Origin of the sequence: Halomonas sp. McH1-25 (genome assembly GCF_022348165.1) — a bacterium.
Lineage (GTDB): Bacteria > Pseudomonadota > Gammaproteobacteria > Pseudomonadales > Halomonadaceae > Modicisalibacter.
In genome coordinates this window covers 109,341-130,136 of sequence record NZ_JAKRFI010000003.1, presented here as the reverse complement: position 1 = coordinate 130,136, position 20,796 = coordinate 109,341, and the positions used below count along the sequence as shown (strand labels likewise).

At 57.5% G+C, this 20,796-nt stretch carries 17 protein-coding genes; 6 read left to right on the top strand and 11 right to left on the bottom strand.

Annotated elements, in window-relative coordinates; translation table 11 throughout:
- Nucleotides 1–349: 349 nt before the first annotated feature.
- From otnC to MHM84_RS10045, 6 genes are all read right to left on the bottom strand, one after another.
- Nucleotides 350–997, bottom strand: coding sequence for a 3-oxo-tetronate 4-phosphate decarboxylase (otnC, locus tag MHM84_RS10070; RefSeq protein WP_239265601.1), 648 nt, complete (start codon nt 995–997; stop codon nt 350–352).
- Nucleotides 994–2,301 (bottom strand): 3-oxo-tetronate kinase, encoded by a 1,308-nt coding sequence (gene otnK, locus MHM84_RS10065; RefSeq protein WP_239265598.1) that lies wholly within the window; start codon nt 2,299–2,301, stop codon nt 994–996. The genes otnC and otnK overlap by 4 nt, the downstream gene beginning before the upstream one ends.
- 17 nt (nt 2,302–2,318) lie before the next feature.
- Nucleotides 2,319–3,809, bottom strand: coding sequence for a tripartite tricarboxylate transporter permease (locus MHM84_RS10060; protein WP_239265595.1), 1,491 nt, complete (start codon nt 3,807–3,809; stop codon nt 2,319–2,321).
- 14 nt (nt 3,810–3,823) lie between these two features.
- Nucleotides 3,824–4,297, bottom strand: a complete 474-nt coding sequence (locus MHM84_RS10055; RefSeq protein WP_239266264.1) for a tripartite tricarboxylate transporter TctB family protein — start codon at nt 4,295–4,297, stop codon at nt 3,824–3,826.
- Nucleotides 4,298–4,433: 136 nt separating this feature from the next.
- Entirely contained in the window at nt 4,434–5,402 is a 969-nt protein-coding gene (locus MHM84_RS10050; RefSeq protein WP_239265593.1) for a tripartite tricarboxylate transporter substrate binding protein, read from the bottom strand.
- 61 nt (nt 5,403–5,463) lie between these two features.
- On the bottom strand, nt 5,464–6,903 hold the full coding sequence (locus MHM84_RS10045; RefSeq protein WP_239265591.1) for a flagellar biosynthesis protein FlgA: 1,440 nt from the start codon (nt 6,901–6,903) through the stop codon (nt 5,464–5,466).
- Nucleotides 6,904–7,120: 217 nt separating this feature from the next.
- Here MHM84_RS10045 and MHM84_RS10040 point away from each other — a divergent pair, with 217 nt between their 5' ends.
- Nucleotides 7,121–7,885, top strand: a complete 765-nt coding sequence (locus MHM84_RS10040; RefSeq protein WP_239265589.1) for a GntR family transcriptional regulator — start codon at nt 7,121–7,123, stop codon at nt 7,883–7,885.
- 120 nt (nt 7,886–8,005) lie between these two features.
- A complete protein-coding gene (locus MHM84_RS10035; RefSeq protein ID WP_275445738.1) occupies nt 8,006–8,503 on the top strand; it encodes a GDP-mannose pyrophosphatase in 498 nt (165 codons plus the stop codon).
- 267 nt (nt 8,504–8,770) lie between these two features.
- Here the strand turns inward: MHM84_RS10035 and nirD are convergent, their stop codons facing one another.
- The 3 genes from nirD to MHM84_RS10020 all read right to left on the bottom strand — a co-directional run bounded on the left by nirD (nt 8,771) and on the right by MHM84_RS10020 (nt 13,012).
- Nucleotides 8,771–9,151: a nitrite reductase small subunit NirD gene (gene nirD / locus MHM84_RS10030; RefSeq protein ID WP_239265585.1), complete on the bottom strand. Its 381-nt coding sequence runs from the start codon at nt 9,149–9,151 to the stop codon at nt 8,771–8,773.
- Between the two features lie 85 nt (nt 9,152–9,236).
- Nucleotides 9,237–11,738 carry a nitrite reductase large subunit NirB gene (gene nirB, locus MHM84_RS10025; protein ID WP_239265583.1) on the bottom strand — a complete coding sequence of 834 codons (2,502 nt, stop codon included), beginning with the start codon at nt 11,736–11,738 and terminating at the stop codon, nt 9,237–9,239.
- 2 nt (nt 11,739–11,740) lie between these two features.
- Nucleotides 11,741–13,012 carry an FAD-dependent oxidoreductase gene (locus tag MHM84_RS10020; RefSeq protein ID WP_239265581.1) on the bottom strand — a complete coding sequence of 424 codons (1,272 nt, stop codon included), beginning with the start codon at nt 13,010–13,012 and terminating at the stop codon, nt 11,741–11,743.
- A 602-nt stretch (nt 13,013–13,614) separates the two neighbouring features.
- On the opposite strand from MHM84_RS10020, the gene MHM84_RS10015 reads away from it, so the two are divergent.
- Both MHM84_RS10015 and cobA read left to right on the top strand, forming a co-directional pair.
- Nucleotides 13,615–16,347 carry a nitrate reductase gene (locus tag MHM84_RS10015; RefSeq protein WP_239265579.1) on the top strand — a complete coding sequence of 911 codons (2,733 nt, stop codon included), beginning with the start codon at nt 13,615–13,617 and terminating at the stop codon, nt 16,345–16,347.
- A gap of 52 nt (nt 16,348–16,399) precedes the next feature.
- Nucleotides 16,400–17,236, top strand: a complete 837-nt coding sequence (gene cobA, locus MHM84_RS10010) for a uroporphyrinogen-III C-methyltransferase (RefSeq protein WP_239266262.1) — start codon at nt 16,400–16,402, stop codon at nt 17,234–17,236.
- A gap of 256 nt (nt 17,237–17,492) precedes the next feature.
- On the opposite strand, the gene MHM84_RS10005 is transcribed toward cobA, so the two are convergent.
- Nucleotides 17,493–18,509, bottom strand: a complete 1,017-nt coding sequence (locus tag MHM84_RS10005; protein ID WP_239265577.1) for a CNNM domain-containing protein — start codon at nt 18,507–18,509, stop codon at nt 17,493–17,495.
- Nucleotides 18,510–18,680: 171 nt separating this feature from the next.
- Between MHM84_RS10005 and MHM84_RS10000 the strand changes: the two genes are divergently transcribed.
- Nucleotides 18,681–19,031 carry a DUF1622 domain-containing protein gene (locus MHM84_RS10000; RefSeq protein WP_239265575.1) on the top strand — a complete coding sequence of 117 codons (351 nt, stop codon included), beginning with the start codon at nt 18,681–18,683 and terminating at the stop codon, nt 19,029–19,031.
- Between the two features lie 198 nt (nt 19,032–19,229).
- Nucleotides 19,230–19,862, top strand: a complete 633-nt coding sequence (locus MHM84_RS09995; protein ID WP_239265573.1) for a DUF998 domain-containing protein — start codon at nt 19,230–19,232, stop codon at nt 19,860–19,862.
- 235 nt (nt 19,863–20,097) lie between these two features.
- Here MHM84_RS09995 and MHM84_RS09990 read toward each other — a convergent pair whose 3' ends face one another.
- Nucleotides 20,098–20,733 (bottom strand): hypothetical protein, encoded by a 636-nt coding sequence (locus MHM84_RS09990; protein WP_239265571.1) that lies wholly within the window; start codon nt 20,731–20,733, stop codon nt 20,098–20,100.
- Nucleotides 20,734–20,796 lie beyond the last annotated feature (63 nt).

Below are 20,796 nucleotides of genomic sequence, written 5' to 3'. Positions count from 1 at the left end.
CAATACTAGGATTTTGATGCGGATGGAAGCATGGTAAGGCTCTCGCTCTGCTGCCCTGAACAACAGACGCTGATCGATCACCAGATTAGCTGAACGTCCGCTTCTGGCTGGAAAGCGTCCCCCTGTTTCTAGATTTTGCTATACGAACTGGTACGCATAGTCTGTCTGATGCTTTTAAAGTCGCTTATTAGAAACTGATCCTGTTCTATTTGGCTTCGTAGTGAAAAACAGTCAGCAGTTCCTTTTAGTCCCCTGTTTAGCCCCAGGGGAACTATTCAGTTAACCGTTCCTGAGCGCTGACAGTAGGTGTAGCCGTCTAAACGGATAAGCCCGGTCAGCACTCTTTCTGTTAGTCTCTGGGAAAACGCTCCTCAAGTTCCGCTACCTGTTCGGGCGTCAGGGCACGCGGATCCTTACCCTGCAATAGTAAGAACAGTTTTGCTGTTTCCTCCAGTTCCTCGGTGGCGTAAACCGCCGCCTCTAAATTTTTGCCAGCTACCACTGGGCCATGGTTGGCCAGCAGTACAGCACTGTGCTGGCCGGCCAGCCCCTTCACGGCATCTCCCAGGCTCGGGTCGCCAGGTATGTGGTAGGGCACCAACGGGAGCTTCCCGACCCGCATTACGTGGTAGGCAGTGAGCGGGGGAATACAGTCGCAGGGATCGATGCCAGGCAGGCAAGACACTGCCACGGAATGTGTCGAATGCAAGTGAACAATCGCCCCTGATTGGGGACGTTCAGCATACATTGCCATGTGCAGAAAACTCTCTTTAGTGGGCTTGTCACCGCCGAGTAGCTGTCCGTCACGATCGAGTCGCGAGATACGCCCTGGGTCGAGGCGCCCTAGACAGGCGTTAGTAGGCGTCATCAGCCATCCTCCGTCATCAGTGCGTACACTAATGTTGCCACTGGAGCCCATGGTCAGGCCGCGATCGAACAGCGACTTACCCAAGGTAGCAATCTGCTCGCGCAGGCGTGTCTCATCATGCGTGCTCATGCCGTTTGCTGCTCCTTGGTCAATGTCTTTAGTACTTCGAAGGCACGCGAGAAGAAGTCTTCCCCCCCGAAGTTACCCGACTTCAGGGCCAGTGAAAGCGGGGCATCGCGGCCTTCTAGTGGCGCTTGGGTCCACGGTACGCCAGGGTCGATCTGGTCGCCAATGCGTAGCTGGTGTATAGCCAAGGCCGAGACCACGGCTCCGGACGTCTCGCCGCCAGCTACTACCAGTTGTCCTACCCCCTCGGCAACCAGTATCTGGGCTAGTTGTCCGAGGGCCTGCTCCACCAGTTCGCCGGCATGTGCACCCCCTAATGTTGCTTGGGCAGCCTTGACGCGCTCAGGATCGGCGGAAGCGTAGACCAGGACCGGCCCACCATGAGCAAGATGCTCCCGAGCGAAGGTCAGGGCGGTTTCAAAGTGAGAGGGGCCTTCGGCGAGCTTCAGCGGATCCAGGGCTATGCCGGGATATTGTTCAAGGAAATGTGCCACCTGGCCCAGCGTGGCCCGAGAGCAGCTTCCCGAGAGTACCAAGGCACTGCCGGAAGCTGGCGCGAGGCGGCCCGGATCGCTTACCTCGGACAGCCAGCCTTTACGACGATATTGCTCAGGTAAAGCCTGGCCAAGGCCGGAACCGCCGGTGATCAGGGGATAGTCGATGACTGCTTCGGCCAATACGGCTAAATTGCTTTCCTCTACTGTGTCGCAAATCACATGACGGACCCCATCGGCAGACAGCTGCTTTAGATGTTCACGGGTGTGGGCTGCGCCGCGTGCCAGTGTTGCGTGAGCCGCCAAACTGACCTGGTGCGGTGTCTGCCGGCCCAGAACCCGAACCAAGTCGGCATCCATCATAGGGTTAAGGGGATGATGTTGCATACCGCTCTCGTTGAGCAATCGATCACCCACGAACAGGTGCCCCTGGTAGACGGTGCGGCCATTAATCGGAAAGGCCGGTACCATCACTGTTTGCGTTGCTCCCAGTTGCCCAAGAAGGGCATCGGCAACGGGGCCAATATTGCCAGCATCGGTGGAATCGAAGGTTGAGCAATACTTGAAGAAAACCTGCCGAACGTCGTGCCCCTGGAGCCATGCTAGCGCGGCCAGAGCATCCGATACTGCCTGAGTGGCAGGAACAGAGCGTGACTTTAGCGCTATTACCACCGCATCGACATCATCGAGAGCGAGATCTGTGGTCGGCACGCCAATGGTCTGTACGCAGCGCATACCTGCACGCACCAAGTTGTTAGCGAGGTCCGTCGCGCCGGTAAAGTCATCGGCGATAGCACCCAGGACGAGTGTCATGGAAGTCTCCGTTTGCATCAGGAATTAGCAGCTTTCAACCGTGCACGTTTGCGTAACGGCACGAGGATGGCGACGACAAGCAGCAGTAAAGAGATGATGATCAAGGTGGCGCTGATGGGGCGAGTGAAAAGGATAGATAGATCGCCCTGGGACATGGAAAGGGTTCGGCGTAGCTCGCTCTCGGCGATGGGGCCAAGTACCAGGCCAAGAATGATCGAGACCAGCGGGAACTTGAGCTTCTCTAGAAGAAAGCCAAGTACGCCAAAGCCGAGCATTAGCCACACGTCGAACATTGAATTGCGCACTGAGTAAGTGCCCACGATGCAGCACATGACGATAATAGGGCCCAGGGCTGAGTACGGAATGTTTAGCAACTTTGTGAACATCGTAATGAACGGTCTTGCAAACAGCAGGATCATAAAGTTGACGAGGAACAGACCGGCAAACACTGCATAGATCAAGCCACTGCTGGTCGTCATGAACATGGGGCCAGGCTGCAAGCCGTGCATGATGAAAGCGCCCAGAATGATAGCGGTAGTACCGCTGCCGGGAATCCCAAGGGCGAACAGGGGAACCAAGGCACCCATCGCGGCAGCATTGTTAGCCGCCTCCGGCGCAGCTATGCCCTCCGGTGCGCCTTTTCCGAACCTCTCAGGGGTTTTGGACCAACGTACCGCTTCGCTGTAGCTGACCATGGCTGCAGTGCTGGCGCCAATGCCAGGAAGGATTCCGATGACGACACCGAGCAGGGAGGAGCGTGATAAGGTCATGGCAATCTTGCGCAGGACCGGCATATCAAAGATCTTGACGCTCACCTTCGTAAGTGGCTTATGGCTCTCCTCGCTTAAGGTACGCTTCATGACCTCTGAGATAGCGAATAAACCTACGATCACCGGAATCAAGCCTACCCCCTCGGCAAGGTTCAGGTTGCCGAATGTGTAGCGGGGTGTGCCAGTCAGCGGATCGAAGCCAACAGTGGCTATGAAGAGGCCTAGGCAGGCACCGATGAGGCCATAGATCAATCGCCCTCCTAGGGAAGCCACCACGGTCAGGCCGAGAATAGCCAGCGCAAAGTACTCGGGAGAGGAAAACTTGAGCGCTACTGACGCGAGCATTGGCGTGAAGATTATCAAGGCAATGGTGCCGACGAGACCTCCAACGACGGAACTCAATATGCCAATACCCAGCGCTTTCCCGGCCTGCCCCTGCTGGGTCATGGGATAACCGTCAAATGCCGTCATGACCGCCTCCGGTGTCCCCGGTGCCCGGTAGAGAATAGCGGTGATTAGACCTGAAAAAACGGTGGAGCCGTAGATGGCCGTAAGAAACATAAAGGCAGCGGTAGGGTCCATGCTGTAAGTGACGGGAAGCAGGATAACTACCAGTATGACGCCACTAATGCCGGGCAAGGCCCCGCCGATGAAACCGATCAGGACTGCAGAGGACAGAATCAGCAGGTTCATGGGCTGGAAAACCACAGCCAACCCGTTCAGGAAACTCTCCAGCATGGTTAACTCCTATATTAGGGTAGAGGGATTCCCAGCAGGTACGAGAACACGCCTTGGATAAGCACGGCAGCAACGGCTACCGTCGCAAGAATCGTGCCCCAGTGACGCGCGCCCAATAATAGGGTGCAGAACAGCGTGAAGACGACGGTAGCCAGGAGAAAGCCAGTGGCCTGCATCAGTAGGGTGTAGGCAACGGTTCCAAGCATGAGCCACCAATGATGGGTGGCGGTTCGGGAGCGAGTTGACGTACTCGCTTCGCTATTGGTCGGGTCTGACGTGCTCTCTTCTCGATTGTTGACGGCCTCACTACGTGAGCTTCGCCATGTTGTAGCCAACAAGAAACTGCCGAGCACCAACAGCGCAACCAGCAAGCATAATGGCCAAAGGCGTGGCCCTATGAAGGTCGAGACCTCCTCGGCACTGGGGAATTTAAGCGTGGGTATGAGTGCCACAATAGCGAGCAATACTATCGCAGCGGCAAAAGTCATAACCTTGGCGTGCATGTTCGGGCCCGATGAGAGTGGATGCCGGCAAGTCGTGGTGCGCGGCACGAAGAGGGTGGGGCGGATCGGGCTTGGCCTGGCGGGCCAAGCCCGATCCGCGCGCTAAGGTGCAGCCTCTACCTCAGTTCTCTTCGAGAAGGCGCTTGTATAGTTCGTAGTTATCTTCCAGCTTTTGGCGATAGGCTTCGCTTCCCAGCCAGCCTTCGCGGTAATGGAGATTGACGCGCTCTTCATATTCTTGATAGGCATCGGAGTCATAAACGTTTTTCAGTGAAGACTCAATTTTAGAAACGATTTCAGGCGGAGTATCTGCGTTGACGAAGACACCTCGCTCATTCCCATCGGTGAGGTCCCAGCCATGCTCCACGGTTGTAGGAATATCGGGGAAGTTGCCCAGGCGTTCCTCGGCGAATACTAGGATCGGCATCATTTCTCCTGACTCCATATAGCCTAGAGTCGAGCTGATCTCGCCGAACATGCCATCGATGTTTCCGCCCATTACGTTGGCCGACACGCTGCCTTCCTGGTCGTAAGGGATGAAGTTCATGTCCAGCCCCGTTGCATCGCGAAAGGCTAGAAACGCCATCCGGTCCGGGCTGGCTGCATGAGTTCCACCGATGATGACTTCGCCCGGGTTCTCCTTGGCATGTTTGAGGAAGGATTCGAAATCTGGATATTTTTCAGGGTCGACGATTAACGTCATGACATCGGATTGCATGCGAGCGACCGGCGTCAACTCGTCAAGCCCGATGGGGTTCTGGCCAGCTGCTAGGGACGTTACAAAAGTGGAGGATGCAAAGTCCAAAGTATGGCCGTCGGGGCTACTGCTGGCCGTACGTTGGTGGGCGAGAGCACCAGATGCCGCGGGCAGATTGATTATGGTCACGTTAGTATCCAATGCCTCTTCCAGCATTGGTTTTACAGTACGCGCAAAATTGTCTGTGCCACCACCTGCACCGGCAGCCACCAGGAACTGTAGGGGCTTGGTAGGATACTCAGCGTCAGCATCGCTTGCGAGGGTGGCCGAGGCATTCCACATCAGTACTAGGCCGAGAGAGCTTGCCGCTACGAGTGAGTGTTTCATGAACATGGCCTTCTCCAGAAATAATGTTGTTATCTAGGGCGTTACTCAGTGCTTAGGGAGCGTTCGATCAAGAACGTGGTGTAGAAAGTGTCTCCTTTGAGGGTGGTTGCGTGGATGGGCTGGCGTTACCAAAGAACATGGCATCCTGCGCCCGGCGAAGACGCAGTAAGTGCGACTCAGGAAGAGAGACATCAGCAAGAGTGATTAGCTGTCCTGCTGCGACGGGGCGAACAATTTCAGCCCCAGGAAGCAGGTAGAATGGAACTGGAGCGGAGGGTGATAGTGGTACACTGCCATGCACTTCGGGCCTGAGTCCCTCAATGTGCCGATGATGCCCTTTCATCTCTAGCCGTTGCCCGCTGGCGAAACCCTGCGTGGCACGCGCGGTCAGGTCGACATGTGGCCTGACGGCAGGCCCTCCCCCGGAAGGCAACCCCTTCAAGACGGCATCCAGCAGAGAGATGGGTGCTTCCAATCCCAGCAGATGTCGCGGCAGGTATACCATTGCGCTGTTACCACTGCGGCTGAGAACATGACCTTTCGCGCGCAAAAGCTCCCATGCGTCGTGATCTTCGCAGCGCAGGATCACGAAGACTCCACCTGCGAAGCTGACTTCATCGGGACGACGCAGGCAGTTGAACACTTCCAGGCGGCCACTGCCTTCTAGTACACCCCCGAACCTCTGATGGTCCAACAGAGTTGGAACTTCATGGGTCCGCAGCACCAGGGCATGAAAGTCAGGCCTATCCGGGACCAGGCTGGTAGCATTGGCTACATTGGTCATTTCGCAGAGATCCGGTACCGAAATCTGCGGTATGGCTGAAAGCATCTCGCTGCGTGCCGCGATAGTGGGAACTTCCTGGCCATCGGCCATTGCCCAGGCACGCTTGAGGTCGCGAGCCGGGTAGCACGTGCCATTACACCAAACTGCCTCGCCTTGCTCATCCCAGATAAAGTCATACTCGCTGCTCTTGCCTGCAGCAACGATTTCGAATCCTAGCGTCTGCGCCCAAGTGATAAGTCCAATCAGTAGACTGGGCTGATCGCCGTCCAGCGGGGTGAATAACCGACCATGTTGCTCGGCCAGACGAGTCAGGTAAGGGCCGACAACGGACTCTGTCTCTTTGGTTGCGATACCGACATGTTTATCGGCTTGAATGGCAATCTCGGCATGGCGGGCCCCTACATCAGGTATGCCAGTTGACTCCACGACGATTTCGAAAGGCAAATGACAGACCAACTCCAAACTTCCTGAGGCGATACAGAGCCCACGTTCCCAAGCTTCTGTCGCCGTCGAACTGTCATGGCATACCATTATTTGGCTATCTGGTATCCCTGAAAGCTGTAGGGCCCGAGCGGCGGTCTCTGCATCCACATCCACGGCAACCCGCACGGATAGGCTATTCATCTGCCGGGCCTGGCGCAGGATGCCGCGTCCGAAATCCCCGGCACCAGCAACACATGCCTCAATAACTCTTTCTGAATCAAAGTGCTGTAGATAATTCATATGCGAAAGGTGTCTCCGGTGTGACCTCGACAAAGCCAGGGCTACGGTGCGTGGTGGAAATGCAAACTGGGGCAAGACCGTTGTTAGGCAATGTAGTGGTATACCATTTTTGCGGTCAATGCAGAGAGGGTGAGACTTTGGTCTCAATACGGAGAATGACAAGACTAACTATCTGAATAATAAGATGTTATTTGTTGTGCGAAGCGCAGATTAATAATTGAAAGCGCTCTTTTGGTATGCCATTCTCTTGGCATATATCAGAATCAATGTGATTATCCGAATGGAAGAGATAGAGCCTACGAGCCGCGCGGGATTGGTAGAGAAGGTGGCCGATTACCTGCGTGAGCATATCGTCATGGACCACTTTCAACCGGGCCAGCGCTTGCCCGAGCGTACACTGGCTGAAAAGCTGAAGGTGTCGCGTACCCCTATGCGAGAGGCACTTAAAATTCTGGCGACTGAGGGGTTGGTGGTGATCTCTCCCCATCGTGGGGCAGTGGTTGCAGATGTCAGCCCGGCTGATATGAAGGAAAAAGCCTATGTCCTTAGCGTTCTGGAACAGGCTGCAGCCGAGCTAGCCTGCGTCAAGGCTAGCGATGATGACATCGCTGAGCTTCAGGCATTGCACTTTGAGATGAAAGCAGCTTTCCTGCGTCGTGATCGGCAGAACTACTTTCGGCTTAACCAGGAAATCCATAATCGGATTGTGTCTCTTTCGGGTAATGCCTCGCTCGTAGAGATTCATGCCAACCTCAGCCGCCAGTTATACCGTGTGCGTTATCTCTCCAATCAGAAAAACGACAAGTGGTCGGTTGCTATGGAAGAGCACGAAGCCATCATGGCTGCCATGGAGGCCAGAGACGCAGAGCGGATCGGTCGCGAGTTGCGTAATCATCTTGGCAAGACATGGGTAAAGTATGCCCATGAAGAGAATGTTCAGGACGACAATCGGGTTGATCCGCATCTCTCCGAAGCCAGATAGTCGTGGCTTAGTCTCCCTGCGGAGCCGGGCATGCTGAATCCAACCGTTTAATGACGTGCGTGTCTGCTCGGTTATTCGAACTGCCTGATCGATGTATTTTTCTTCTCATGGCCATGGCTCTTGGTTATATGCGCTTTCCTATGGCAGCGGCAGAGCCGTGAAACCTATGATCGTGGCAATGGTGCTACCATTTTGCTATTCAATCGCGAGCGACACACTGTCGTACTGACGTGCCAGTTCCGCTTCCCCGCATTCGTCAATGGTCATGATGGCATGTTGATCGAGGCCGCAGCAGGTCTGCTTGATGATGCTTCGCCCGAGGAACGTATACGTGCCGGGGTGGAAGAGGAAACCGGCTATCGTATTCAGCATGTCGAAAAGGTTTTTGAAGCTTTTATGAGCCCTGGATTGGTCACTGAAAAGCTCTTCTTTTTTATTGCAGATTACGATACGGAATCAAGGGTAGGCGAAGGAGGCGGCCTGAAAGACGATGGGGAGGACATAGAAGTCTTGGAGCTGCCTTTATCAAAGGCTTTGCAGTTGATTCAGGAAGGGGTAATCGTCGATCGGAAGACCATTATGTTGCTACAGCATGTGGCTCTGCGACTAAGCCGCTAGTGGATTGGCCAACGTTGCCAGTCAGCACTGGGCTTCAAGAGTAGCACTCGTCTCCTAGCGCAGAAGTCGAGCTACGTCTATCAAGTCAATCGACACAGCCCCTGTCGGCGGGCGTTGTCTGTTAGTGAGGAATCATTTCCAGTGTTATAGCAACAAATCCTGAACGCCCGCTTCTAGCCGGTAGCAGTTATTTTGACTCAACTCTCCTAAGCCGCCGGCACTTTCCCAGGTACCGGCGGCTTTAGATCATCAAACTCAGCAAATCTCTCAGGCCTCAACCCACACTTCATCTCCCTTGAAGCTGACCGGCCAGGTGCGCAGCTTGACGCTTTCGTCTTCCAGGCACTGACCATCCTTGAGGCGGTAATGCTGCTTGTAGAGCGGTGACGCTACCACCGGCTCACCTTTCACGTCGCCGACGATGCCGCGGGCGATCACGTTGGCGTTACCCAGCGGGTCGTGATTGTCCACGGCAAACAATTCAGTCTCGTAACCGGGGATGTAGAACAGCGCCACCTGGACGGGGCCTTCCTTCGTTTCCAGCCATGCCGCCACACCGGAAAACTCGACCAGATCCGCCTTGGTGCACAGGTTCTGCCAGGTCATGTCGGTCTCGGCCTCGGGCTTGAGTGCAGTTGCAGTGCTCATGAGCGTTACCTCTTGCTGATTCAGAGAAATCGGTAAGCGAAATGAAGCGCTAGTTGCCCAGCGCTTCATTCGCGCAGCCATTGCGTTATGCAGGGCGGAGTTGGCCGCGCTCGCTCGTCATGATGATGTCCGGATCGGGACGCCGATCGTTGACGAAGCTACGGAAGCGCTTGAGTTTCTCCGGGTCCTTGATCGCGTTGGCCCACTCGCATTCGTAGTTGTCGATCACGGTCTGCATCTGCTGCTCGAGTTCCTCGGCCAGCCCCAGGCTGTCATTGATGACGACGTCCTTGATGTAATCGAGGCCGCCTTCGAGGTTCTCGCGCCACACCGAGGTGCGCTGCAGGCGATCGGCCGTACGCACGTAGAACATCAGGAAGCGGTCGATGTATTTGACCAGCGTCTCGTCGTCGAGGTCGGTGGCTAGCAGTTCGGCATGGCGTGGGCGCATGCCACCGTTACCGCAGACGTAGAGGTTCCAGCCGTTTTCGGTGGCGATCACGCCGACGTCCTTGCTTTGCGCCTCGGCACACTCGCGGGTACAACCGGAGACGGCGAACTTGATCTTGTGCGGCGAGCGCAGACCCTTGTAGCGATTCTCCAGGTTGATCGCCGTGCCCACGCTGTCCTGCACGCCATAGCGGCACCAGGTGCTGCCGACGCAGGACTTTACCGTACGCAGCGATTTGCCATAGGCGTGGCCTGTCTCGAAGCCGGCCTCGATCAGTTCCTGCCAGATATCCGGCAGCTGTTCGAGGCGTGCGCCGAACAGGTCGATGCGCTGGCCGCCGGTGATCTTGGTATAGAGGTTGTACTTCTTGCCGACTTCACCCAGAACCAGCAACTTCTCGGGTGTGATCTCGCCACCGGGGATGCGCGGTACGATGGAGTAGGTGCCGTTCTTCTGCATATTGGCCATGAACGTATCGTTGGTGTCCTGCAACGGTACGTGGGCGGCGTCAGTGATCGGCTCGTTGAAGCACGAGGCAAGAATCGATGCCACCGCCGGCTTGCAGATGTCGCAGCCCAGGCCGTGGCCTTGCGTAGTGCCATGCTTGGCGATCAGTTCATTGAAGGTCTTGATGCCCTCGACGCGCACGATGGAATAAAGCTCCTGACGCGTGTGTGCGAAGTGCTCGCAGATCGACTGATCGACTTCCACGCCACGCGCTTCGAGCTCGTTGTCGACGACGCTCTTGAGGAGTGCCGCGCAGCCCCCGCAGCCAGTGCTGGCCTTGGTCGCACCCTTGACGGCGGCGAGGTCGGTGGCGCCTGCATCGATAGCTGCGCAGATCGACCCTTTGGTGACGTTATGGCATGAGCAGATCGATGCGGTATCGGGCAGCGCATCGGCACCCAGTGTGGGTACGCCTTCGCTGCTGGGCAGAATCAATGAGGCGGGGTCGGCGGGCAGTTCAAGGCCGTTGCTGTAATACTGCAGCAGCGTGTCGTAGTAGCTGTTGTCACCCACCAGCATGGCGCCGACCAGCTTCTTGCCGTCACTCGAGACCACCATCTTGCGGTACTGCTGCTTGATCTCGTCCAGATAGCGATACATGCGCGCCCCGGGGGTGCGATCGCCATGGGCATCGCCGATGGAACCGACGTCCACGCCCAGCAGCTTGAGCTTGGTGCTCATGTCGGCGCCGCTGAAGTTTTCCTTGCCGCCGGTCAGCGTGGCGAGGGCAGTCTTGGCCATCTGGTAGCCGGGAGCGACAAGGCCGAAGATGCTGTTGTTCCACAGCGCGCACTCGCCAATGGCGAGGATGGCCGGGTCGCTGGTCAGGCAGTTGTCGTCGATGACGATACCGCCGCGCTCGCCCAGTTCCAGCTTGCAGTCACGGGCCAGTTCGTCACGTGGGCGGATACCGGCAGAAAATACGATCACGTCGGTTTCCAGTACCTTGTCGTCCTGGAACACCATGCGATGGAAGCTGGTCTCGCCATCGACAATTTCCTGAGTCGCACGGCCGGTGAGCACCTGGACGCCCAGCTCCTCGATCTTCTCGCGCAGCAGTTCGCCACCCTCGGCGTCGACCTGCATGGGCATCAAGCGCGGCGCGAACTCCACCACTGCCGTATCGAGATTCAGGCCGCGCAGGGCGTTGGCCGCTTCCAGGCCCAACAGACCACCGCCGACCACCACGCCGGTCGTCGCGCTCTGGGCCGCCTCGCGGATCGCATCCAGATCGTCCAGGGTGCGGTAGACCAGGCAGTTGGGGCGATCCTTGCCGGGAATGGGCGGTACGAACGGGTAGGAACCAGTGGCCAGCACCAGACGGTCATACGTGTAGTCGCCCTGGTCGCTGACGACCTTGTTGGCATCGCGGTCGATCTTGATCACGGCCTCGTTCAGGCGCAGCTCGATCCCGTTGGCGGCATAGTAGTCGGCATCGCACATGGCCAGCGTTTGTGCGTCCTTGCCGGAAAAGTACTCGGAGAGGTGCACGCGGTCGTAGGCGCGATGGCGCTCCTCGCCGAAAACGACGATGTCGAACTGCTCGGTAGCGTTGTTCTCGACCAGCTGCTCGACCAGATGGTGGCCGACCATGCCGTTGCCGATGATGATCAGACGTTGTTTGCTCATGGTTATGCGGCCTCCTCAAGAAGCGGTTTGGCATCGCCAGCGCCAAATAGCAGGGCCCGACGGCAAGCGCCGAGGTCACGCCCGGCGAGGGATTGTTCGAAATACCAGGGTCCGAAGGCGGTATCGCCGTAGAGCACGGCACCTTCGATTCGGTTATTGCGCAGCAGCAGGCGGCGATAATCGCCTTGCTGCGGGTCGTGATAGGTCAGGACTTCATGCTCTTCATCGGGCTCGATGGGGCCGAAGGCATACAGTGAAACGCCACTGACCTTGAGCTTGGTGGCGGTCGGCGCCTCGACGTAGCCGTCGATGCTGTCGCGGCATAGGCGGGCGGCCAGTACTTCTACCTGACGCCAGATGGGTTCGACCAGGCCATAGGTCTGGCCTTCGAACTCGCAGCATTCACCGAGGGCATGGATGTTCGCGTCGCTGGTGGTCAGCCAGGCATCGACCACGATGCCTCGTGCCGTGGTCAGCCCGGTGTGCCGGCCCAGTTCGGCGTTGGGTACGATGCCGGCCGCGATCACCGCGCAGTCGGCGTCCAGGCGGCGGCCATCGGCGAGGCGCACTGCGCTGATGTGGCCTTGGGCATCGTCCTCGAAGCTGGCCAGGTTGGCGCCGGTAATGATGTTCAAGCCGCGACGCTCGAGCTCGTCTTGCAGCAGGGTGGCAGCGGTCGCGTCGAGTTGACGGTTCATCAACTGCTGACTGCGCTGCAATACAGTGACCTGCATGCCACGCTTGCGCAGACCTTCGGCCGCTTCCAGGCCGAGGAGACCGCCGCCGACGACGACAGCGCGATTGGCCGTGTCAGACGCGTTCTGGGCGATGTGAGTCAGCGCGGCGGCATCGTCCAGATCGCGGAACCCATGCACGCCCGCCAGGTCTGCGCCCGGCACGTCGGGTATGGCAGGACGCGACCCGGTGGCCAGGACCAGGCGATCATAAATGAACTCTCGGCCGCTGTCGGTGACGATCCGGCGCTGAGCCCTATCGATATCGGTGACGCGCTCGCCAAGTATCAGGTCGACCTGCTGCTCGGCGTACCAGTCGGTTTCGCGCAGGGTCAGGGCATCGCGCTCGGCTTCACCGGCCAGCCAGGGCGACAGCAGAATCCGGTTATAGGCCGGTGCGCGCTCGCCGCCAATCATGGTGATTCGCTGGGGTCGCTGCTCGTGCTTGAGCAGGGCTTCGAGCAGGCGATGCCCGGCCATGCCGTTACCGACGATAACCAGATGCTCATCATTGCTTGGTTGTGTCTCGTGGGTCCGCATACTGCGCTACTCCCATCAACGAAAAGGCGCCTGACGGGAGAAGACTGCGTCGTCTTCGCTCCGTCAGGCGCCTTTGCCTAATTCGGTGTTGCTCATGTTGTCGTGCCGACCACTTTATTTATCACGACCAGGTCAGCGGGACGGCGATGCCAAGCGAGTGGCGAATCGGGATCATCTTTGATCCATGTCCATGACGGGTAATAAGCGAATAGCGTGCCATTGTTTTGTTTAATGTTTTAATTTCAATTGTTTATTGATAATGCCTGGAGTTTGGAGACTTTGGCGTGACGCTGTGACGTTCATTGGCTGTGCAAGCCTGCGGGTTTTCGCACCAGTGTGGCGCAATTAATATCTGAGTCTCGGTACGCATAGAGGTGGTCCAGATGCCGCGTCCGGATAACTTAATGTTTTTTAAAGTTTTACTGTTTATGGGCCTGGTTGTTGCTGGATATATGGCAGATTTTAAGCGCCATGTTCTCCGGCGGCTGGCCAACGGCGGCACACCGCAGGAACGAGAGAGCAGAGGGCGAACCAACGATTCCGGGCAAAGGGGCTCGATCCGCACAAAGCGGGTCGAGCCCCTTTCTCTTATAGGAGGCGACATGAAGCAGGCTTCCACGACGTGTCCCTATTGCGGCGTAGGCTGTGGCGTGATTGCCACCCATGACGGCTGCAGCGTGACGGCAGTCGAAGGCGACCGCGACCACCCCGCCAACTACGGGCGGCTGTGCGTCAAGGGCTCGGCGTTGCATGAAACGCTGGGCAACCAGGGCCGCCTGACCCGACCCCAAGTGGATGGGGTCGAAGTGGATTGGGACACGGCCCTGAATGCGGTCGCCGCGCGCCTGGACGCTACCCAGCGCGAGCATGGCCGCCAGTCCGTGGCGGCGTATCTGTCCGGTCAGTTGCTGACCGAGGACTATTACGCTGCCAATAAACTGTTCAAGGGATTTCTGGGTACGCCGCACCTGGATACCAACTCGCGGCTGTGCATGGCCTCGGCCGTGGCGGCCTACAAGCGTTCGCTGGGCGCCGATGCCGTACCGTGCAACTACGAGGACCTGGAAGAGGCCGAACTGGTGGTGCTGGTGGGCTCCAACCTGGCCTGGAACCACCCGGTGCTGTTTCAGCGTCTGCGCACCGCCAAGCAGCGCAACCCGCTGATGCGCGTGGTGGTCATCGACCCACGCGTCACCGACACCTGCGAGATCGCCGATCTCTACCTGGGCATCCGGCCCGGCAGCGATGCGCGGCTGTTCAATGGCCTGCTGGCCTGGATGGACGCCAAGAACCGACTCGATCAAGTCTATCTGGAGCGGCACACGCAGGGCATTGATGACGCGTTGGCGGCGGCTCGCGAGGACGACTGCAGTATCGAGGCGATTGCCGCCGACTGCGACGTCGACCCCGAGCGCCTGGAGACGCTCTACTACTGGTTTGCCACACAGCTGCACGTCGTGACGATGTATTCGCAGGGCATCAACCAGTCGAGCAGCGGCACCGACAAGTGCAACGCGATCATCAATTGCCATCTTGCGGGTGGCAAGATCGGTCTGCCCGGCGCCGGACCGTTTTCGATCACCGGCCAGCCCAACGCCATGGGCGGGCGCGAAGTAGGGGGGCTGGCCAACCAGCTCGCCGCGCATATGGACTACCATACGCCCGGCGCCATCGACCGCGTCACGCGTTTCTGGTCCACCGAATCACTGACCCCGAACCTGCCGGCGGGGCCGGGCTACAAGGCGGTCGAGCTATTCGATGCCATCGAGCGCGGTGAGATACGGGCGCTATGGATCATGGCCACCAATCCTGGCGTCAGCCTGCCCGATGCCAACCGTGTGCGTCGCATTCTCGAGGCCTGCCCGCTGGTGATTGTCTCCGACTGCATGGCCAACGCCGATATTCTGCAATATGCCGATATCGTGCTGCCGGCATCGAGCTGGTCCGAGAAGGACGGTACCGTCACCAACTCTGAACGTCGTATCTCGCGTCAGCGCGGCATGCTGCCACCGCCAGGCGAGGCACGCCATGACTGGTGGGCAATTTCCCAGGTAGCATGCCGCATGGGCTTCGCTGAGGCCTTCGACTATACGCACCCCTGCGAAATATTCGACGAGCATGCGCGGCTCTCCGGCTTCGAGAATGCAGGGGAGGGGGCTCGGCCTTTCGATATCTCCGGCCTGGCCGGGCTCGATCGGGCCGGCTATGATGCGCTCGCGCCGACCCAGTGGCCGGTCAATGCCGCTGCTCCCCAAGGTACGGCGCGCTTGTTTACCGATGGCCGATTCGCTACCCCGGATGGCCTCGCCAAGCTGATTCCGGTACGCCCTCGCGGGCCGCAGCAGCAAGTGAGCGAGTCGCGTCCGCTGCGCCTCAATACCGGTCGTGTCCGCGATCAGTGGCACACCATGACGCGTACCGCACGCGCGCCACGCTTGATGAATCACCGTGCCGAGCCGTTCATCGAGGTGCATCCCGACGATGCTGCGAGCCTGGGTCTGAACGACCAGCAACTGGCCCGCCTGGAAGGGGCCGGAGGCGACTATATCGGTCGGGCTCGTGTCTCGAATGCCATGCGCCGCGGCGAGGTCTTCGTACCCATGCACTGGAACGATAGCTTCAGCGGGCGGGCACGTATGGGTGGGCTGTTGGCGGCCCACCTCGATCCGATCTCAGGGCAACCTGAATCGAAGCAGGGCGCTGTCAGCCTTTCACCGCTGCAGATGGGCTGGGAAGCCTCATTGATTCTAGCGTCCGATGCCGAATGCGAGCCTGTCTGGCGCGACGATAGCACCTATTGGGCCTACATCCCGCTGGCAAGCAGCCGACGCTGGCAACTTGCTGGCGGTGAAGCTGACGAGTCCCCGAGAGACTGGCTGGCCTGGGCGAAGGCGCACCTGCCCGGCGAGCCGGCGCTGTGGGCCGAGGATGCCGGTAGCGGCCGCCTGCGTGCGGCGGGTTTCGAGAATGGCCGCCTGCGCTGGTGGCTGATGGTCGGCTCACCCAGTGAACTGCCCGCGCTTAACTGGTTGGACGAACGTTTTGCCGAGGCGGCAATCGACACGCCGTTGTCCAGCGATTTACGCCGCCGTCTGTTGGCCGGCTGCGATGCCGGCGAAGCCGATGCCGGGCCGACCATCTGCAGCTGCCATCAGGTTGGTCGTAAATCCATTGTTGAGGCCATCCGCAACGGCGACACCGATGTCGAGGCGCTGGGCGCCCGGCTGGCCTGCGGGACCCAGTGTGGCTCCTGCATTCCCGAATTGAAATCATTGATCGAAGAGGAAACCGCCCATGATCTCGCAACTCAAGCAGTGGAAGCCGAAACTGCCTGACTTCCTGGGCTTCCTGCCCCGCCTGGCAGGCGGCTCACGGGTCCTTTCGGTCATGAATGGCCTGCAGCAGAATACTGGCCACACCCCTCTGGCCACCCGAGGCGAGTGTCGGCAGGGAACGGTCTACCTGGTGGGTGCCGGGCCGGGGAGTGCCGATCTGCTCACGCTGCGTGCCGCGCGGCTTTTAACTCAGGCCGACGCCATCGTCTACGATCGCCTGGTCGGTGATGACATTCTGTCGATGATTCCTGCCGGTCGTGAGCGCTACTATGTCGGCAAGGCTGCGGGGCACCACAGTGTGCCGCAGGCCGAAATCGGCGCAATGCTGGTCAAGCTGGCGCAGGAGGGTAAGTCGGTGGTACGCCTGAAAGGCGGCGATCCCGGTATCTTCGGGCGTATGGGAGAAGAACTCAGCGCCTTGTATGGCGCCAATATCCCTGCCGAGATCGTGCCCGGCATTACCGCCGCGTCCGGTGCGGCCGCTGCGATGGGTATGGCGCTGACCGACCGGGCCCACGCCCAGCAAGTGCGTTTCATTACCGCTCAGCAGTGTCGCGTCGACGGCACGCCCGATTGGCAGGGACTGGCGCGAAAGGACGAGACGCTGGTGTTCTACATGGGGTTGTCCAAGGTCGAAGCAATCAGCCGTGGGCTGCGCGATGCCGGACTGCCCGACGACTGGCCGATGATGCTCATCGCCAATGCCAGCCTGCCGGAACAACAGACTCTGATCAGCACCCTGGCAGACATGCCGCAGGCACTTGTCGACAATCCACTGCCTTCGCCGTGTCTGATCGTGGTGGGTAGCGTGGTGCGAATGGCTGAAGAAGCGCAGCGACAAGCGAAGGTGGCAGAGGGCGTGAGATATGCAAAAGGGGCGGCACAGTGAAGTGACTTGTGTCACGCCTGATTCGAAACTGACGGGCGCCATGCCGTAACGCTGGTACCAGGTGCTGTCTGAAAAGTCGACGAGCGACGGTAAGACAAGGCGAAAATCGGCGAAAGAGCGGTGTAAATGAGCATCTTGAGCCGATTTTTAACGCAGTATTGCCGAGCGCAGTACTTTTCGGACAGTGCCTAGGGTAAAGAGCGGTATCCTCTGATTTATACCGCTCTCAACGAGGAAAGTGCAGGGATCGGGAGCGTTAAGTCGTTTTCTTTATTCGCTTTACCCAGCGCTGCTTAGCATACTTGCGCAGGTTCGACACATTGTCCGTTTCATCGACGATGTCGTGGCCTAGAATGGCTTCGATAATGTCCTCGAGGGTCACAACCCCCAGCCACGTGCCGAGTTCATCGTATACCACACACATGTGGTGCCGTTCGCGGAGCATCAGGCTAAACACCTGCTCTACATTGTCATCGCCATTCAGCGAGTTAACGGGGTGCATCAGGGACTTCAGCGTCGCATCGTCCGCTGCATGGTACGTGTCCGCCTTGTGGATATAACCGAGCGCATGCTCGGCACCGTCCATCACCGGGAAGCGAGTGAAGGGCGACTTGCCCAGTTCCTTGTCGAACTCAGCGACCGTCATCACGGGGTTGACCGTGACGCTCACGGTACGTGGCGTCATGATATCCCGGATCTGCATGGTATGCAGATTCAGGATGTTGGTGATCGACCTTGTCTCATCTGCGTCTAGCGCCTTCTCTTCCAGGCCGATCTGCGCCAGTGCCTTGATCTCACCGCGCATATCGACATTTGCCTCGTTACTCCCCAGTCGGTTCGTGATCCGTTCGGACAGCCAGATGAAGGGCTTTAATAGCCAGACCATGCTGCCCAGCAACGGAGGCAACAGTGGCGAGAGTTGTCGCCAGTAGGTGGCGCCGAGCGTCTTGGGAATGATCTCTGACGCCACAAGTATCAGCAACGTCATGATTGCCGAGGCAATGCCGAGGTAGGCTTCTCCGAAGACCACCGTAACCTGGGCACCTACCCCCGTCGCTCCGACGGTGTGTGCCACCGTATTCAAGGTGAGTATGGCAGCGAGGGGCTGATCGATATTGCCTTTTAACTTGAAGAGTTTTGCATGAAGGTCAGGCCGATCGTCGCGTTGCTGCGCAATATAGCTTGGCGTCAATGACAGAAGCGACGCTTCCAGAATGGAGCACAGGAACGAGACGCTTATCGACAGGATGGCAAACAATGCCAAGAGGAGCATAAAGCCTCTAAAGGTAGGTGTGAACTGCTAATAATGGGGCCACGGCAAGCGTTGTCAAGTACTAGACCCCTGCCCAGCGCGTGCTACCTTGCGGAGGAGGGCAATGTACTTGGGCCCGACGAGAGGAGACGAGCGAAAATTCTCAACGTCGTTACCGTACATGGAGGTTATGTGTTAGAAATTGTAAAGCCTTTTGCAGAATGGAGCGTGACGGTTATAGAGGTGATTGGCATCCTTATTATCACCGGGTTCGCATTCTATGCACTAATCGTTGAGCCGGCTGTCCTACTGAAAAAGGGCAAAGCAGAAGAGATATTTTATCAGATTCGTCAGCGTCTCGGGCGAGGCATTCTGCTCGGCTTGGAGTTTCTTGTTGCTGCAGACATAATTCATACCGTTGCAGTCGACTTGACATTCAAGACAGTCGGTATATTAGCCATTATTGTGCTGATACGTACCTTCCTCAGCTTTACGCTGGAGGTTGAGCTTACTGGCCGTTGGCCTTGGCAGGAAAAGAAATAGGCATTTTGGTATGTATTTGTGTAAGGCTGTATATGCTTGTCACGATTGTAATGTTTCACAGGCTCAACATTGGACACCAGTTGGCTGGGAGTGCTACGAATGGAGTGCTACGAATTAGGTGAGAACCAATTATAGTCACAGCCAAAGTGTACATACTTAATTAAAGATGCAGCGGCCAGGAAGGCTACTGGAGTCAGAATGCGAGCAGCAGAAGAACGGAAGCTTTTCCTAGCCTGTGGTGCAGCGGGGCTGATCGGAAGCCTGGGGGTGATCATAGGGAATCTAGTCGGCATCATGGTCTATGAGAAGCATGATCCGATCAGCGAGACCATTAGCGCACTCGCAGTGGGCAAATACTCCTGGATACTCGACTCCAGTCTGTGCCTGTTTGCAGTAGGCCTGTTAGCCTGTGCGACTGGCCTTTACCGCTGGAGCCTGGATGGTGCCAAATGGAAGACGGCGAGTGTCTTGCTTGGACTCTTGAGCATGGACATCGTCATAATTGCGCTCTACAACCAGTATGCGGGAACTCAGCATCCTGGAATGAAGGTGCATCTTTATGCCGTCTACACGCTAGGTGTACTGGTCAGCTTGACGGCGTTCCTGCTGGTTTCTGGATTGCAGGAGATCGAGATCACCCGTTCATGGGGAAAGTACAGTGTCTGGTTCGGGGTCTCCTGGACGATTCTCGCCCCGCCTTTCTTCTTTGTGTCCACTGCATGGGAAGGCGCCTATGAGCGTATGCTTGGATTGATGCTGGTGAGTTGGGTGGCCCTCCTTTCCTGGCTAGTGCTACAGCATGGGCGTAAGGGCATGGTCTTGGGCCGATAGGCAACCGTGAGCCCTGCACCTTATAGCCTTGGCGGCATCTAGGTGGGTTAGTGCCCTAGGCTTTATGCTTTGTCTGAAAAATGCCTGCACTCGCCCACATGGCGTTAAAAACCGGCTCAGAATGCTCATTTACACCGCGTAAACTCCGCGTTTTCGCCGATTTTTGCCTTGTCTGGCCATCGCTCACCGGTTTTTCAGACAGAGCTTAGTGTGTCATTGCAATCCCGGAAAAGAGTTATCTATTTTCTGGGTCTGTGAAAACAATGCTGTTCAACTTTCCAACTTGATAGATGTCGTGCATGTATGAATCGAGTTTGGAGGCGAGATAAGTCAGCAAGATGGAGAAATAAACAAGAGCCATCAGGATGGCTTCATCGTTAAGCCATGAAAGCTGGCTTATGGAAACCTCATAAGCGACAGTATAAACGCTCATGGCGCCCCAGAAGAGTGCTAGTAAGCTATTGACGAGAATGAATGTGAGTAGAATGCCCCTCACGCTCTTGGTAGGCGGGTTGGTCTTCCAGAAAGGCAGGTGAAGGATCTTCAAGCGCCCATTCAAAACAACGTTGTTCTTTCTGCGCAGCAATGGCTCTGCGTAGGCATGCCTTCTTTCCCCAGTCAATGCAGCAAGTACGACCCGATGATCGAAACCATGCCCGAAAATATGGTTTACCGCTTGCATGAAGTTGTGTGGCGAACCCGTTTCGGAATATTCGTTGGCCTTGTCGGAGAGTTCTTTTAACTCCTTGTTCAGGGCGTGAGGGCGCTGCTCTTCATCATCGAAGTTCAAGTTATAATGAACATCGTACACTTGGTATAACGATATGGTGACACCAACGAAAATCATGCAAAATACCAGAAAGCTCAACATGGGGTTAACCTTATCGTTTCAAACGTTTGCCGATTCCAGTCACTTGCATCGTGATCGCAACCC

Bases quoted from the DNA above. Each gene is read 5' to 3' on its own strand.
- otnC (WP_239265601.1), bottom strand. From the start codon at position 997: ATGAGCACGCATGATGAGACACGCCTGCGCGAGCAGATTGCTACCTTG.
- otnK (WP_239265598.1), bottom strand. From the start codon at position 2,301: ATGACACTCGTCCTGGGTGCTATCGCCGATGACTTTACCGGCGCGACG.
- MHM84_RS10060 (WP_239265595.1), bottom strand. From the start codon at position 3,809: ATGCTGGAGAGTTTCCTGAACGGGTTGGCTGTGGTTTTCCAGCCCATG.
- MHM84_RS10055 (WP_239266264.1), bottom strand. From the start codon at position 4,297: ATGACTTTTGCCGCTGCGATAGTATTGCTCGCTATTGTGGCACTCATA.
- MHM84_RS10050 (WP_239265593.1), bottom strand. From the start codon at position 5,402: ATGTTCATGAAACACTCACTCGTAGCGGCAAGCTCTCTCGGCCTAGTA.
- MHM84_RS10045 (WP_239265591.1), bottom strand. From the start codon at position 6,903: ATGAATTATCTACAGCACTTTGATTCAGAAAGAGTTATTGAGGCATGT.
- nirD (WP_239265585.1), bottom strand. From the start codon at position 9,151: ATGAGCACTGCAACTGCACTCAAGCCCGAGGCCGAGACCGACATGACC.
- nirB (WP_239265583.1), bottom strand. From the start codon at position 11,738: ATGAGCAAACAACGTCTGATCATCATCGGCAACGGCATGGTCGGCCAC.
- MHM84_RS10020 (WP_239265581.1), bottom strand. From the start codon at position 13,012: ATGCGGACCCACGAGACACAACCAAGCAATGATGAGCATCTGGTTATC.
- MHM84_RS10015 (WP_239265579.1), top strand. From the start codon at position 13,615: ATGAAGCAGGCTTCCACGACGTGTCCCTATTGCGGCGTAGGCTGTGGC.
- cobA (WP_239266262.1), top strand. From the start codon at position 16,400: ATGAATGGCCTGCAGCAGAATACTGGCCACACCCCTCTGGCCACCCGA.
- MHM84_RS10005 (WP_239265577.1), bottom strand. From the start codon at position 18,509: ATGCTCCTCTTGGCATTGTTTGCCATCCTGTCGATAAGCGTCTCGTTC.
- MHM84_RS09995 (WP_239265573.1), top strand. From the start codon at position 19,230: ATGCGAGCAGCAGAAGAACGGAAGCTTTTCCTAGCCTGTGGTGCAGCG.
- MHM84_RS09990 (WP_239265571.1), bottom strand. From the start codon at position 20,733: ATGTTGAGCTTTCTGGTATTTTGCATGATTTTCGTTGGTGTCACCATA.